10 protein-coding genes, 1 tRNA gene and 1 pseudogene are annotated in these 14,237 nt (G+C 45.6%); 9 read left to right on the top strand and 3 right to left on the bottom strand.

Features of this window, described 5'->3' with window-relative positions; all coding sequences use genetic code 11:
* The first annotated feature begins 39 nt into the window (after positions 1–39).
* From ACOAP0_RS01880 to ACOAP0_RS01870, 3 genes are all read left to right on the top strand, one after another.
* Positions 40–1,962 carry a SurA N-terminal domain-containing protein gene (locus ACOAP0_RS01880; protein ID WP_498375824.1) on the top strand — a complete coding sequence of 641 codons (1,923 nt, stop codon included), beginning with the start codon at positions 40–42 and terminating at the stop codon, positions 1,960–1,962.
* Between the two features lie 38 nt (positions 1,963–2,000).
* Positions 2,001–2,076: transfer RNA gene (locus tag ACOAP0_RS01875), tRNA-His, on the top strand.
* Positions 2,077–2,199: 123 nt separating this feature from the next.
* Positions 2,200–3,651 (top strand): tyrosine-type recombinase/integrase, encoded by a 1,452-nt coding sequence (locus tag ACOAP0_RS01870; protein ID WP_498375826.1) that lies wholly within the window; start codon positions 2,200–2,202, stop codon positions 3,649–3,651.
* A 350-nt stretch (positions 3,652–4,001) separates the two neighbouring features.
* On the opposite strand, the gene ACOAP0_RS01865 is transcribed toward ACOAP0_RS01870, so the two are convergent.
* The gene (locus tag ACOAP0_RS01865; RefSeq protein WP_498375828.1) at positions 4,002–4,235 is read right to left on the bottom strand and encodes a hypothetical protein; all 234 of its coding nucleotides are present in this window, start codon (positions 4,233–4,235) and stop codon (positions 4,002–4,004) included.
* Positions 4,236–4,513: 278 nt separating this feature from the next.
* Here ACOAP0_RS01865 and ACOAP0_RS01860 point away from each other — a divergent pair.
* The 6 genes and pseudogenes from ACOAP0_RS01860 to ACOAP0_RS01835 all read left to right on the top strand — a co-directional run.
* Positions 4,514–4,699 (top strand): annotated as a pseudogene (locus ACOAP0_RS01860) (transposase); the annotation flags it as partial.
* Between the two features lie 240 nt (positions 4,700–4,939).
* Positions 4,940–6,637, top strand: a complete 1,698-nt coding sequence (locus ACOAP0_RS01855) for a site-specific DNA-methyltransferase (RefSeq protein WP_498375829.1) — start codon at positions 4,940–4,942, stop codon at positions 6,635–6,637.
* A gap of 12 nt (positions 6,638–6,649) precedes the next feature.
* Positions 6,650–9,367 (top strand): DEAD/DEAH box helicase, encoded by a 2,718-nt coding sequence (locus tag ACOAP0_RS01850; RefSeq protein WP_498375830.1) that lies wholly within the window; start codon positions 6,650–6,652, stop codon positions 9,365–9,367.
* Positions 9,368–9,396: 29 nt separating this feature from the next.
* Positions 9,397–11,397: an ATP-binding protein gene (locus ACOAP0_RS01845; RefSeq protein ID WP_498375831.1), complete on the top strand. Its 2,001-nt coding sequence runs from the start codon at positions 9,397–9,399 to the stop codon at positions 11,395–11,397.
* A gap of 207 nt (positions 11,398–11,604) precedes the next feature.
* Positions 11,605–12,192, top strand: coding sequence for a KwaA family protein (locus tag ACOAP0_RS01840; RefSeq protein WP_498375832.1), 588 nt, complete (start codon positions 11,605–11,607; stop codon positions 12,190–12,192).
* Positions 12,189–13,121: a Kiwa anti-phage protein KwaB-like domain-containing protein gene (locus ACOAP0_RS01835; RefSeq protein ID WP_498375833.1), complete on the top strand. Its 933-nt coding sequence runs from the start codon at positions 12,189–12,191 to the stop codon at positions 13,119–13,121. Before ACOAP0_RS01840 ends, ACOAP0_RS01835 begins: the two co-directional genes overlap by 4 nt.
* A 22-nt stretch (positions 13,122–13,143) precedes the next feature.
* Here the strand turns inward: ACOAP0_RS01835 and ACOAP0_RS01830 are convergent, their stop codons facing one another.
* Both ACOAP0_RS01830 and ACOAP0_RS01825 read right to left on the bottom strand, forming a co-directional pair.
* Entirely contained in the window at positions 13,144–13,473 is a 330-nt protein-coding gene (locus tag ACOAP0_RS01830) for a hypothetical protein (RefSeq protein WP_498375834.1), read from the bottom strand.
* A 23-nt stretch (positions 13,474–13,496) separates the two neighbouring features.
* Positions 13,497–14,171 (bottom strand): hypothetical protein, encoded by a 675-nt coding sequence (locus tag ACOAP0_RS01825; protein ID WP_498375835.1) that lies wholly within the window; start codon positions 14,169–14,171, stop codon positions 13,497–13,499.
* Positions 14,172–14,237 lie beyond the last annotated feature (66 nt).

Genomic DNA, 14,237 nt, shown 5'->3' with positions numbered 1-14,237 from the left:
TTGTTCGCCTTTTTTGTTGTTCACATGGAGAGTTAGCGCATGTTTGATTTTGTTCGCAAGCACACGAAGGTCTTGATGTTCCTCATGTTCTTGCTGATCATCCCCGCCTTCGTTCTGGTCGGTGTGGACGGCTACAAGAGCATGGCCGGTGGTGGGGCAACAGTCGCAACCGTTGGTAACGCCAAGATCACTCAAGAAGAGTGGGACTTTGCCCACAAAAATGAGGTGGATCGCCTGCGTGCCTCCGTGCCGAATCTGGACCCCAAATTGTTGGATTCTGCCGAAGCCCGCTACACCACGCTGGAACGCTTGGTTCGTGAAAAGGTCATGGCCGAAGCGGTGCAAACCGCCCACATGACTACCAGCAACGCCCGATTGGCCCGTGAGCTGCAGCAAAACCCTACCATCGCCAGCTTGCGCAAACCCGACGGCACGCTGGACATGGAGCGTTATCGTCAATTGGCTGCGAGCCAAGGACTGACCCCAGAAGGTTTTGAGGCCCGTGTACGGCGTGATCTGTCCTTGATGCAGGTGGAGTCCGCCGTAACGGGTACCGCGTTTTCTCCCAAGGCACTATCGGACTTGGCTCTGAACGCATTTTTTGAACGCCGTGAAGTACAGGTTTTGCGTTTCAGCCCTGCGGATTACGCCAGCAAAATCAATCCATCAGATGCCGATATCGATGCTTACTTCCAAGCGAATTCGGCCCTGTTCCAGTCCACTGAAACCGCCAACGTGGAGTACGTGGTGCTGGACTTGGAAGCCGTCAAAAAGACAGTGTCCGTGAATGAAGCCGACCTCAAGTCCTACTTTGAGCAAAATGCCAGTCGCTTGAGTGCGAAAGAAGAGCGTCGCGCCAGCCACATCCTGATCAATGCTCCCAAGGACATGCCGGCCGCTGACCGCGCCAAGGCCAAAGAGCGTGCGACGGCTTTGCTGGCCCAAGTGCGCAAGGCGCCGGATTCATTTGCCGAGGTGGCCAAAAAGAACTCTCAAGACGTAGGCTCAGCGCCTCGCGGTGGAGACCTCGATTTCTTCGGTCGTGGGGCGATGGTGAAGCCCTTCGAAGATGCTGCGTTCTCCATGAAGAAGGGCGAAATCAGCGACTTGGTGGAGTCCGATTTCGGCTTCCACATCATCAAGCTGGCAGATGTGAAGGGTGCAAAGCAGCCCACATTCGAAGAGGCCCGTGTCAGCCTAGAGCCCGAATTGCGCGCTCAATCGGCGCAGCGAAAGTTTGCTGAAGTGGCAGAGGCCTTCACCAATGGTGTGTACGAGCAATCTGACAGCCTGAAGCCTGTTGCCGAGCGTTTAAAGCTGGAAGTCAAAACAGCCACCAATGTGCAGCGCCAGCCCCTGCCCGGCGCAGCCGGCCCCTTGGCGAATCCCAAGTTGTTGGAAGCCATTTTTAGTACCGATTCTCTGGAGAAGAAGCGCAATACCGAAGCTCTGGAGCTGGGCGCTAATCAACTGGTTTCTGCCCGTGTGGTGGCATATAGCCCGGCGCGTCCCTTGGCGCTCAATGAGGTGAAGGCCCAGGTCCGTGAACGTTTGGTGGCAAGCCGCGCTCTTGAGCAGGCCAAAAAAGAAGGCACCGAGAAGCTGGCCGCTTTGCAAGCCAATCCTAATGCCGTGGCCATGCCCGCCGCTGTCACGGTGTCCCGCGACGCCGCGCAAGGACTGGCAGGTGCTGTGGTGGATGCTGCATTGAAGGTCAATCCGGCCAAGCTACCCGGCTTTACCGGTGCCGATGTGGGCGGCCAAGGCTATGTGGTGGTGCGTGTCAATAAGGTATTGCCACGCAATGCAGTGGAAGAAGCCAAAGGCAAGCAAGAGCAAGCGCAGTATGCGCAATGGGTTGCTGCGTCCGAGAGCAGCGCCTACTATGAAAGCTTGAAGCAGCGCTTCAAGGTGCAAATCAAGGTTCCGGCCCCCGGTGCTGCCAAAACAGCCCAGAATTGATCTGGAGCCTGAAAATCAGGTTATAATTTTTGTCTACGGTGGCTGTAGCTCAGTTGGTAGAGTCCAGGATTGTGATTCCTGTTGTCGTGGGTTCGAGCCCCATCAGCCACCCCATTTTCTAAAAGTCTTTGTAAATCAAGGACTTAGGTAAGTAGAGAGTTGATCGGTGTAGCACTTGGTCTAGCACCCGGTGTAGCACTCCAAAGTGTTCGCAAGCTCCAATATGGAACTTGCACAATGCGCAACACTTACCAGAATCGGCACGGAACCTTCTACATTCGCTTGAAGGTTCCCAAGGTTCTTCTCCCCCATGTCAGTCGTCCAGCAGTGATCCAGAGTCTCAGGACCAAGGAACACCGTCAGGCATACTTGCGTTCATTAAAGATCAGCATGGCCTTTGAACAATGGGCGATTGATATGAAAAAGAATCTTGGCATTGGTGACGACTTTCGAGAGCTCGTAGTAAGTCTGCCCAACGGGGTAAAAATTGACTTTGACTTGCAAAAGCAGCTTGAAAAAGAAGCCTATGAATCCCTCATAGAGCAGTTTGACACTCCAAACCTCTCAGAACAGCCCCAGCAGACTTGGACGCCTACGCCCCTACCTTCGGTACCAGATTGGGCCAAAAGAACCCGCCTGATTGATATTTTTGACTCCTACAAAGCTGCGAAGGCTAAAACTTTCGCGCCAGCTACACAGGACGGTTACTTTCCACGTGTTAAAAAATTCATTGATTTTTACGATGCAAAAGGGGTGATCTACCTGGACGAGATCAGGAAGCCCCATGCCAGTGATTACCGGGAAGAAGTGATCAGGTTGCAGGAAAGTCCCTTGACTGTGGACAACTACACCAAGACTTTAAAAGGCTTCTTTGATTTTGCTATTGGGGCAGGGAAGTACACGTTTGAAAATCCGTTTGCAAACATGCACCTTGTGAAAAAATCAGAGCGTGATAAACACACAGACTCATGGATTCCCTATACGGAAAATGAAATTAAAAGGCTGTTTGTAGAAAACTTTGATGCCTATTGCAAAAGGTTCAAAAAGCCTGATCAATTCTTCGCGCCGTTGATTTCATTGTCAACAGGTATGCGGGTTGATGAAATTGCACAGCTTCGCATTAGTGACATTTATCAAGATAAAGGCATTTGGGTTTTTGATATTAATGACAATGGTGAAGACAAGGAAGTAAAAACACCTTCTTCGATTAGAAAAATGCCATTAACAAGTGGCCTTCTAAAAACTAACTTTTTAGATTACTTTAATCTGGTTAAAGGAAAGTATGGTGAAAATTCTTTGCTTTTTCCGTATTTGGTTAAAACTGCCTCTAATGGGTATGCAAAGAATATTTCCTACAATTGGACTCAATACAAGAAAGAGTTAATTACAGTAGATGAGTCCCAAAAGGTTTTTCACAGTTTGCGGAAAAACGTTGGTGCAGCAATGGTTGATAATTTAGTTGACCTGGTTCTGCGAAAAAGAATTCTTGGCCATAGCATGGATGGTGACATTACCCATACAGTGTATGGTAAAGAATTTGCACTGGAAAACTTGCGCAATATTTTGGAAGAAATTGAATGGGGAATTGATTTCTCAAAGTTTCAGTTCCATATCAAGAGTGAAAATGTGCTTGCTGGATGGGTCAATTCCAAAGCAATTAAGCAACGGAAGAAGGCCATAAAAGGCTAAGACAGCAATTAAGAAAAAGATTGCTTAAACTGATTCTTTGAATCTATCGGGGAAGGGCAGGGCCTTCTCAAAGATCAGTTTTATGCCTCACATTGGCCAGTATTAATATGAATGACCTAAGGGGTGGGGGTTGTGAAACAAGTTCTAATAACTGTCGGGGATGGCAGTGTAAATATCAATAACGAGGTTATGGTTTCTATTGGGGCTGTGTGCGAGGTTATATATGACAGGGCGAATCTTCGAGGATTTGTCAAGATTGAAATTGGCGGGGTTATAGAGGAATTCTCTATATCTTTGAAGGCGGCCTATATGCTGGTTATGCTACTGCCGCCCAAGTCATGGGTTGATATTTAAAGTCCAAGACCTGGGTCTTTGGATAAAACTGCCTTGAAGTAGTTGAAATAGTTCATTGCAATTCTATGTTTCGTCGTTGATTCGTGATCGTATTCAGCAATAAATCCCGCATGAGTTCTGTAGAGTTCTGCAAGTAATTTCTTAGAAAATTCGAAATAGACTTCTTCGGCAATGTCTAATGATTCTGCTGATACTTCGTCTGTGATGATTATTTTGTTTGACAAATCCATAATTAATTCCTTTTTTAATTTAATCTATGGAAATGGAATTCTTTGTCAAGCACCTTGGTGTTTTTTAGCTTGCTTATCTGGATTCATGCGGCAAAGCAAAATTCTTGGTCTATGTGACTGCTAAAAAAACTTGCTGAAATAGGCTTTAGGTTCTTGCTGTATAGCGCAATGCACACTTCCACCACCAGCGGCAATGGCGTCCATATTTAACTGTTCCACAGACGTCCCCTAGATTTGAGTAGCGCCTAAGCTCGGAGTCCAATCCCTTAGACAGGAAATTGGACGTTAAGAAGAGAATTACCGAAGAAAAGATCAATGTCTTCTTGCCCGAATCGGAGGCGGGCCTGGCTGTAGCCGAGTTGTGCCGCAGGCGCGGCTTATTGGAGACGTGTGACTACCTCGTGCGCAACAAGTTTGGCGGCATGAATGTGTCAGATGCCAAGCACCTGAAGGAGGTGGAAACTGTTGCCTTCTGTCATGTCAAGCACACAAGCGGCAGCTTTTACGCAAAGCTACCAAGGGGAAACCGACGATCTATTTCAAATAGTGTTTACTGGCGAACAATCTGCGTAGCGTCACCCGCGTCAAAGAACTAACGTAGTGATGCCTTTTGCAGAGCAACTTTAAACCAACTGGCCTCCACGAAACCCGGGGCGATTCAGTTCTGGTGCAAATTTTCCAGGGATTTATAAAAAGATAGATATATGCCAACACTTCACTGGGTCGGGAAAAATAAGGTGGTCAACCACCATCATGATGTTCCATTCCGTTTGCTAGATAAGCAATACAGCTTCAATGCTAAAGAAGACTCCCCCGCGAATTCCACGAACAACCGAATCATTCATGGTGACAATTTAGAGGCATTGAAAAGCCTTCTTCCCGAATTTGAAGGAAAGGTGAATTGCATTTATATTGATCCACCTTACAACACTGGTAATGAAGGCTGGGTGTACAACGACAATGTAAATGACCCAAAGATCAAGAAATGGCTTGGTCAAGTGGTTGGCAAAGAAGGCGAAGATTTAAGCAGGCACGATAAGTGGCTCTGCATGATGTATCCCCGCTTGAAACTTCTGCATCGCTTGTTGGCTGATGACGGTATATTCTTCGTTAGTCTGGATCGCAATGAGATGGCGACATTTAAGCTGTTGCTTGAAGAAATATTTGGAGCTGGCAACTGGGTTGGAGAAATAGTTTGGAGAAATGTCACAGATAACAACCCGACGAATATCAGTTTGGAACATGAGTACATCTTGTGCTACGCAAAATCCAAGAATCTGATTGGTCCAATTTGGTCCTCCCCATATTTAGAGGTCAAAACAAAACTAATTGAGCTTGGTGAAGAATTGGCTGAAAAACACAAAGACTTGGATGAACTAAAGTCTTCATATACTGAATGGTATCGTGAACACAAATCAGAGTTGTGGCCGTTCCAAGACTACAAGTTCATAGATCATGATGGAATTTACACAGGAAGCCGTAGTGTCCATAACCCTGGAAAAGAGGGTTATCGCTATGATGTTTTTCATCCTGAGACTAAGAAGGCATGCAAGCAACCATTGATGGGTTATAGGTTTCCGCCTGAGACAATGCAAAAGCTTTTAGATGAAGACCGCATTTTGTTTGGCGAGGATGAATCTAAGCTCATCGAGTTAAAGCTTTATGTAAAAGACTACAAAGCAAAGCTGGCTTCACTCATTGAATTAGATGGTCGAACTGGAACAATCGAAATTAAAAACATTTTTTCAGATGGATCAAAACCGTTTGATTACCCGAAGCCGTCAATTTTACTTGAAGATTTGTTTGGCTTTGTAATGAAGTCAGAAAGTATTATTCTTGATTCCTTTGCTGGTAGCGGAACAACAGCCCATGCTGTTTTAAAGCTAAATGCGCAGGACGGCGGCAATCGCCGCTTCATTCTTTGCGAAATGATGGACTATGCAGAAAGCATTACTGCTGAACGTGTGCGCCGTGTGATTGACGGGTATGGAGATGGAGCAAAAGCTGTACCTGGAACAGGTGGAGCGTTTGATTTCTACACGGTGGGGCCTACATTATTTAACGAAGTTAAAAACCTCAATGAAGAGCTTGGTCTCGATGTCATTCGGGACTACGTTGCTTACACCGAAAGAATTCCCAAAGAAACGCGATTTGAAAAGCAAAACAAAGTAAGTCCTTATGCCATAGGAACCACAGCTACAGCGTTATGTGTTTTTTACTATGAACGAGATCGAATTACATCTCTGGATATTGAGTTTTTAGCAGCTTTGAATATCAACCATCTCCAATCAAGGCCTGAGCATTTTGTGATTTATGCTGATAAGTGTGCTTTAGATAAAGACTTTCTCTACAAGCATGGAATCACATTCAAGCGTATTCCGCGCGACATCACACGATTCTAATAAAAAGAAAAAATGGAACTAAAAGACTATCAAGCTGATGTTCTAACAGACCTCAACAAATATTTGGGATCTCTGCTTGAGTGCAAGGGTCATCTTCCCAATGCTTTTATCAGTTATTGGAAAGATCGTGGTGTTCTCAATCAAGAATACAAGAATAACATCAAGGAAGTTCCGCATGTGTGTGTGAAGGTTCCTACTGCTGGTGGCAAAACATTCATTGCAGTAAATGCCTTGGACAGAGTTTTTTCTGCCTTTGCAGAGTACAACCCTACACGTCCTAAGTTCGTGGTTTGGCTGGTTCCTTCGCTGACCATCCTTGAACAGACAGTTAAGAACCTGTCCAACATTGATCACCCGTACCGTCAGCGATTGAATGACCTGTTCAATGGTCGTGTGCAGATTTATGAGAAGGCTGATGTTCTTCAGGGTGCAGGGTTCAATGCGGACACTGTGAAAGAGCAGCTATCGGTGGTTGTGATGTCGTTTGACTCACTCAAGGCCACCAACAAGGAGAACCGCAAAGCGTTTCAAGAAAACGGCTACCTTGCTTCTTTCTTGAATGATGAAAGTGAAGTTGTTGAACCATTGGAAGGGACCGATCCTTCAGCGCTCATCAATGTCATGCGGACCCTCAAGCCCATTGTGGTTGTGGATGAAAGCCACAATGCTGAAAGCAAGTTGTCGGTGGACATGCTTTGCAACCTTAACCCAAGTTTCATATTTGACCTGACTGCTACACCACGAGATAACAGCAACATCATCAGCTATGTTGATGCCTTGCGCCTCAAAAAGCAAAACATGGTCAAGCTCCCTGTGATTGTTGCCAATCAACGGAGTCAAGAAGATGTGATCATGGCGGCCCTAAATATGCGGCGTCAGTTGGAAGAGTTCGCTAAGAAAGCTGAAGAAAAGGGCGGTGGTTACATTCGACCCATCGTGCTGTTCCAGGCTGAACCGAAGAACAAGGACGACACCACCACCTTTGAGAAGGTGCGTGAAATTCTGCTGGATTTGAACATTCCCAAAGAACACATTGCCATCAAGACTGCCAACATCAACGAGTTGAAGAATGTGGATTTGATGAGTCGTGATTGCTCTGTGCGATACATCATCACAGTCAATGCGCTGAAAGAAGGTTGGGACTGTCCTTTTGCCTATGTGCTTGCGACACTGGCAAACAAGTCGTCTGTGGTGGATGTCACTCAGATTCTGGGGCGTGTACTTCGCATGCCTTACACCAGAAAGCACAGCATTGAGCTACTGAACTTGAGCTATGTGTTTACCTCTTCCAGCCACTTTCAGAGCACCTTGACCCAAGTGGTTGAAGGTTTGAATAAGGCTGGTTTTTCCAAGCGGGACTATAGAGAGTTTGACCTATCAGCGATTGAGCAAGACCGGGGTTTTACACCGTCACCAGGTCAAGAACAACTAAACCTGACTTCTCCATTTGAAGAGGAAAAGCCTACTGAAGCCTGTGATGGACAGGATCTCGAGATTGAAAAGAGCAAGCTCAATCCTGACTGGGAGCAAAGCGCTGTAGAGCAAGCGGCTAGCACGGGTGCCTATGAAGATCAGCAGCCGGCTGCATCTGTATATGACGCTACTGGTGTTGAAGCTATCAAGGCCCAAGCTGTCGCGCAGGCTCAACAATTTGAAGAACAGGCAAGTGCTATAGATGGGGAATGTTGCCCAGAAGAACTGAAGGCGCATATGAATGAGCACAGGATGAAGCCAATCTTTGAAGGGTCGGCAAAAGCAATTCAGCTACCTCAGTTTTTCATTAAGCTGCCCTCTGATGGTGGCTTCTTTGACAGTGGTGACGAATGGCATAAGCTGGCCAAAGAAAACCTGTTGTCCAACTTCGTTTTGGCGAACCTCGATGCCACAATCAACTTCACTTCAGTTGAATCTGATGTTTATGCAGTAGACGCTGAAGAGATTGGCAAAGGGGAGAGCGCCCCGGCTTTCAAGGCGGTGAAGAAAGCTGAGAAGGAAAAGCTGAACCGCATCATCAAGAGTCAGCCGGCTTCAGGTCAAATCACTTCTATTGTTGGTAGGCTCTTTAGCCTTATTGGGAAGAATACTTTCTATCCTATTGAAGACAACGACGTCAAACATTACCTGACTCGTATTGTTGAGGCCATGAATGCTGATCTACGTGCTGATTGCCTTGAGCGTGATTACGATTATGTCAAGCTGATTAAGGCCAAGATTCAGAGCCTTGCAAATGAATATGCTGCAAAGGAATTTGGCAACTGGCTCACCACTCAGAAAGTAAAACTTCGTCCGTCATTCTCGTTGCCTGCAACGATTGCACCAAGTGAAAATGCTCCTGCTATCAGCAAGAGCCTCTATGTCACCGAAGGCAGTGTGAATAACTTGGAAAGCAAGGTTATCCGTGGTGTTGCAGAACTGGAAAACATTGTCTGGTGGCACAGAAACCTTGAGCGTGGCAAAGGCTTCTTGCTGAATGGTTTCCTGAATCACTACCCTGACTTCATTGTTCTCACTGAGAGCAAGAACATCATTGTGGTGGAAACCAAGGGTGATGATAGGGATAACTCTGACTCCAAGGACAAGCTGAAGGTTGGAAAAATTTGGGAGTCTCAGGCTAACCAGATTGCGCATGAAACCGGGTTCCGCTATCACTACATGATGGTATTTGAGAGCAACCCTATTGATGGGGCATCGCTGGTAGGGGATGCGTTGAAATTGGTTGGGAATCTTTAACTCGACCAGCAATATGTAAAGGGGACTACATGCTCGCAAACATCAAGGGATTAGTTGACCGTCTGGAGCTTTCGCAAGCCAAAGCAATGATGCCGCTGTTTGAGGCCATCTCCAACGCAATCGACGCAATTGAAGAACACCGCGATGGGTTTTTGAGTCACGCCATTCGCATTAGGCTCATAGCAGCCCATGATTTAGCTCACCAAGGCGGTGATGAAGTTCTTATTCTGGATGGCTTCGAAATTTCCGATGATGGAGTGGGGTTTGACGATATAAATCTAGCTTCTTTTCAGGAGGCTCATACTCTTTCCAAAGTCAAAGTTGGCGGCAAAGGTGTTGGCCGTTTTACCTTCTTGAAAGTATTTTCAAACGTCCGCATCCGCAGTGTATTTCAGCGACAAGGCGAAACCCTGCTGCGTGAATTTGATTTCTCTATCGCAGACGATTTAAAGGGTGCTGACAAAGTTACGCCAGTGAAAGAGACACGGGGAACTGCAATATCAATGCGTGGAATGGACAGCAAGTTTAAAGGTGGCTGGTCGCATGACCCTGCCATCATTGCCGAGAGAATCCTTGCGCACTTCTTAATTCGGTTTGCAGCACGCTCTTGTCCCCCAATGATGTTGGAGTCACCGGGACACGCGCCTATTGATTTACACAAACTTTTTGAATCGACTGTCTTGACTCACATTGAGGAAAGATTTTTTGATGTACTTGGGCACACTTTTGCTTTGCAAGCCTATAGGCACCGGGATGGCCGTTCAAGGCACGAACTGCATTTGTGCGCAAATGGGCGGGAAGTTACATCGAACAAATTACGTGACTTATTGCCCGAATTGCCGGAAAAGTTGCTTGACGCTGACCAAGAGCCTTACACGCTGATTGTTTTGGTTACTGGCGAATACCTCGATGACCATGCTAATCAGGAGCGCACCAGAATTTCCTTTCAGCCAGACGATGAACCCGATATTGATGAAACACTGGTTTCTCGACAATCGCTCAATCGAGGAATAACAGACACATTGCGCCCACTCCTTGCAGATGACCTGCAATCTACGAATGAAGAAAAGCGGTCACAGATCGAAAAATTTGTAGAGCAAGCGCCTGAATATCGTGCTCTTACCCATCCTCGCTACAAGGATCTGATCGAGCAACGAATTCAGCCCGGCTTAACCACTGAAAAGCTAGACGAGGCACTGCTGCATGTTAAACGCGATGTTGAAGACTCAGTTCGCAAAGAGGCGCGACATGTAGCCGCGCTTTTTGAAACCGAAACCTTCGAGCAGTATCAAGAACGATTTCAGATTGTTGCTGAACAAGCCAATGAAATTGGGAAGGCGCAATTGGCGGCCTACGTTGCCCACCGTAGAACCATACTCGACCTCGTAAGCCAAAGCTTGAAGAAAGTTCGCACCGACGACAAATACCCGTTCGAGCGCGTACTCCATAAGATGATTTTTCCGATGGGTGCTACTTCAAAAGATATTTTCTTTGAACAGCAAAATCTGTGGGTTATTGATGAACGACTCTGCTATCACACCTTGCTGACATCAGACAAAAAACTCAACAGCGTTCCGGGACTAAAAGGCACTTCCGGCAAAGAGCCTGACATTTTTGCGTTCTTTTACGACACGCCCATTGGAGTGGCTGAGTCAGACAACTTGCCCAGCGGGGGTGTCATCATCATCGAATTCAAACGCCCTGGACGGGACGACTATGACAAAGACCCCGCCGACCAAATCATTCAGCGATTCAGGGAAATCAGCGACGGCAATGTGAACGATATTGAAGGACGGCAAATAAACCCCGCGAATCTTCGTTACACCGGATACCTAATAGCTGACCTGAAGCCATCACTGCACAAACAGGTCTATGGCCGTTATCACCGCACAGCGGATAACGAAGGGTACTTTTTCAACCTTGCGGCTGGGAATGGATGCATAGAAATTATTTCCTACGACAAGTTGATTAAAGACGCGGGGCGACGTAACCGAATTTTGTTCGACAAGTTGGGCTTGCACAAGCACTGAATCTCAATTGTCTATGTATCAGCTGCACTGCACCAAAAAATTGCTTGATCACATCAAATCATCGGTCATTGCACCTGATAGTGTGCTTGCGTCTGTTTCTTGGCAAGTGGTACACAGCGGAGTTGCGAAGTGCCTGCATAGTTTTTGTACAAATCCAGTATTCGGCGGCGCTCAATGGCGACTGCATATTCTGAGTGAGGATTCGATATGAAAATGCGTCTGCTTCCAGCCTTGATTCTTTTTCTAGGATCATATTTCCCATTGAGTTTGATTTTTGTCGTTCAAGATATCAAAGACTCTTCGTGGAAAGAGCCCATTTGTACAATAGCTACGATATCCACATGTCACCTTCCAGAGCTGGCAAATCCAGGCCGTGCACTCACTCTGTTGGCAATATGCGCATTTAGCTTAGTACTTTTCTTCGTTCTGATGAAGGGACTTTCTGCCTACTCGAACCTTGAAGTTATTGATTCCAAGTCTGTTCCAAATGATCTTATCAACTACGTGTTCCCCTACGTTGTTTCCTTTATGGGAGTAGATCTTGGTGCAGAAGGAAAGTTCTATGGATTTCTGCTCTTTATATTGTTGATGTTTGTAATCACATATCGTTCTGGTCAGATTCTTATGAATCCATTCCTTTTGGTAACTGGCTGGCAACTGTATGAACTCAATATATTGACCGAAGGGCAGAAGCGGTGCGTTAAGGCGCTGTCACCAGATCAAATTCAACCGGGCGACCAACTTGAGTCATGCCTGATTCACGGAATCTACGTTTTGCACAAGGGAGAAAAATGACAGTAGAAATTGACTTGCAAGCATTTGGTGCTTTCGATGTTGCCCAATCTGCTGCTTCACTTTGGATATTTAAAAAGCGCATCACAAACTCTGCGGTAAATCCATTTTCAGCAGTGTCTGTCGTGATGAGTGATCCTCTTAAGACTGAGCTGAAAGCGTTGGCGGTGAGTTACCAAGGCAGTCACACATTTTCTGAGGCTTATAGCTTACTTAGCCAACCCACTGAGGATGGTTTTTTGTCGGTGTCTTCAGACGATACTCTATTCCTTAATCTTAAGACACTCGTAGATAAACCTATGGAAGAGTGTCTGGTCACAAACGTCAAGCAACTCAATAACGCCGCAGGATATGTTTTCCGCTTGCGCCATGATAATGAAATCATTTATTGCGTGAAGAAGACCAATGCCGATTGGGCAACTCGCAAGAAAAGAGGAATGATGAATATTGTCTTTAGTCAGGCGGGCTTGGACATTGTTGAAAATCCGTCGTTCACGATAGCAAGGAATTTTGATTTCTTTATGAGTGGCTCTCATGTATTCTTAGCAAACAAGCCCGCATTCGAGTCGCTGCTTAGTCACAAAGACACCTATGAATCAGCGTATGTTGAGTTGAAACAAGAGCCAGGATTCTCGGCGGCAATAGCCAACATCGACGTTTTTGACACATTTATTGGGAAAAATGCGACACATCTTCGTCGCATGGCAGTTATCAAGGCAAGAGGCTATTACAACAACCCGGCTTACATGACGCGGCTACGTGAAATAAATCAGCTGCGAGCATGGGGGATTCAGTTTGACGATCAAGGTCGCATCGTCGCCACACCAGACAAAATGCGCGATATCTTGCACGTTTTGTTGGATCATCGTTTGCGGTCTGAGTTATCAGAAAATCAATATGATGTACCTTCAACATCTCTCTTAGGTTCTTGAAAAGCTCTTGACTAATGGTTTTTTATGCTTGACTTTCCTTGATCCATTGATTGAATTGGTCTTCGTTAAGCTGTTGACCGTCAATCCACCATTCCTTGTAGCCAGTTCCCCATTCAACGGCAGGGCCATTTTCACGGTGCCATTTGCCATTGATAGACCATTTTTTAATGGTACAGCCAAGATACGGTGCAACCAAATCAATAGCGGGTCCATCAGTGCGATGCAAGAGGCCATGAAAATACCAATGCTTGCTGCCATTTTCCCATTCAATAGCGGGACCGTCTTCACGGTGTAATTGATTGTTTTTGTAATAAACGGTGTTGTCTGAGCTTTTAAATACTCCCTCTTTCATATTATTCTCCTGTGGTTGTGGTTCTATATTTTTACTAGCTTTCTTTTGATCTGAATTGACTTTGGAGCCAATTTCTCTTCAAGGTATAGATTGCTGGAAAGCTTCATGATTTCGCTGTCAAGATCCTTGTCGCTAACCAGGTTGTGAAGAAATATCTCAGCCATTTGAATAGCATTTTTCACATTCGTTTGCATGAAGTTAGGTGCTTGATGAAAGTATTCATAATTCACAATGTCACCAATCCAGTGCTTCACTGAAATTTTCCCAAGTTTCTGATTTCTCCTGGCTACATCTGCCTTGCTCATGTCGGGTGTAATAGGAAATATGGTTTTGTAGCCATCAAGAACGAATTCCTTCAGTGGTGATTCCTGCTCTTTGTAGTCTTTGACTATCTCGTAATAATCTGCGCCGAAATATTTCTTGGTTAGATAATTTTCTTTGACTGATTCAAGAATTGTTTGATATGCTTTGTTGGTCTGGTTCTCTTTTAAATACTTGCAAGATTCCTTGATGAAGTATTTATAAAAACTCTTTGCGTTGAGTTTTTCAACATCCATTATTTCCAAAAGATCAGTGCAATACACAAGGTGTATGTGGACGAGTTTTTGAGGTGAAAATTCAGTGGCCTGCTGAATGATTGTCAACTTAGCTATGTTGTCCTTTATTTGCTTATATGCATTTGATTCTTTCTTGATCATTTAATTTCTCCTGATATATAAATGGCAGAAGTAAATGCAATGTCAAGTTAAAATCATATGATTTTA

This window comes from Curvibacter sp. Hmag1.1, assembly GCF_059769165.1.
This window is presented reverse-complemented; position numbering and strand designations above follow the sequence as displayed.

Coding starts and splice junctions, on each gene's coding strand:
- ACOAP0_RS01840 (WP_498375832.1), top strand. CDS start 11,605: ATGAAAATGCGTCTGCTTCCAGCCTTGATTCTTTTTCTAGGATCATAT.
- ACOAP0_RS01845 (WP_498375831.1), top strand. CDS start 9,397: ATGCTCGCAAACATCAAGGGATTAGTTGACCGTCTGGAGCTTTCGCAA.
- ACOAP0_RS01855 (WP_498375829.1), top strand. CDS start 4,940: ATGCCAACACTTCACTGGGTCGGGAAAAATAAGGTGGTCAACCACCAT.
- ACOAP0_RS01880 (WP_498375824.1), top strand. CDS start 40: ATGTTTGATTTTGTTCGCAAGCACACGAAGGTCTTGATGTTCCTCATG.
- ACOAP0_RS01835 (WP_498375833.1), top strand. CDS start 12,189: ATGACAGTAGAAATTGACTTGCAAGCATTTGGTGCTTTCGATGTTGCC.
- ACOAP0_RS01850 (WP_498375830.1), top strand. CDS start 6,650: ATGGAACTAAAAGACTATCAAGCTGATGTTCTAACAGACCTCAACAAA.
- ACOAP0_RS01870 (WP_498375826.1), top strand. CDS start 2,200: ATGCGCAACACTTACCAGAATCGGCACGGAACCTTCTACATTCGCTTG.
- ACOAP0_RS01825 (WP_498375835.1), bottom strand. CDS start 14,171: ATGATCAAGAAAGAATCAAATGCATATAAGCAAATAAAGGACAACATA.
- ACOAP0_RS01830 (WP_498375834.1), bottom strand. CDS start 13,473: ATGAAAGAGGGAGTATTTAAAAGCTCAGACAACACCGTTTATTACAAA.
- ACOAP0_RS01865 (WP_498375828.1), bottom strand. CDS start 4,235: ATGGATTTGTCAAACAAAATAATCATCACAGACGAAGTATCAGCAGAA.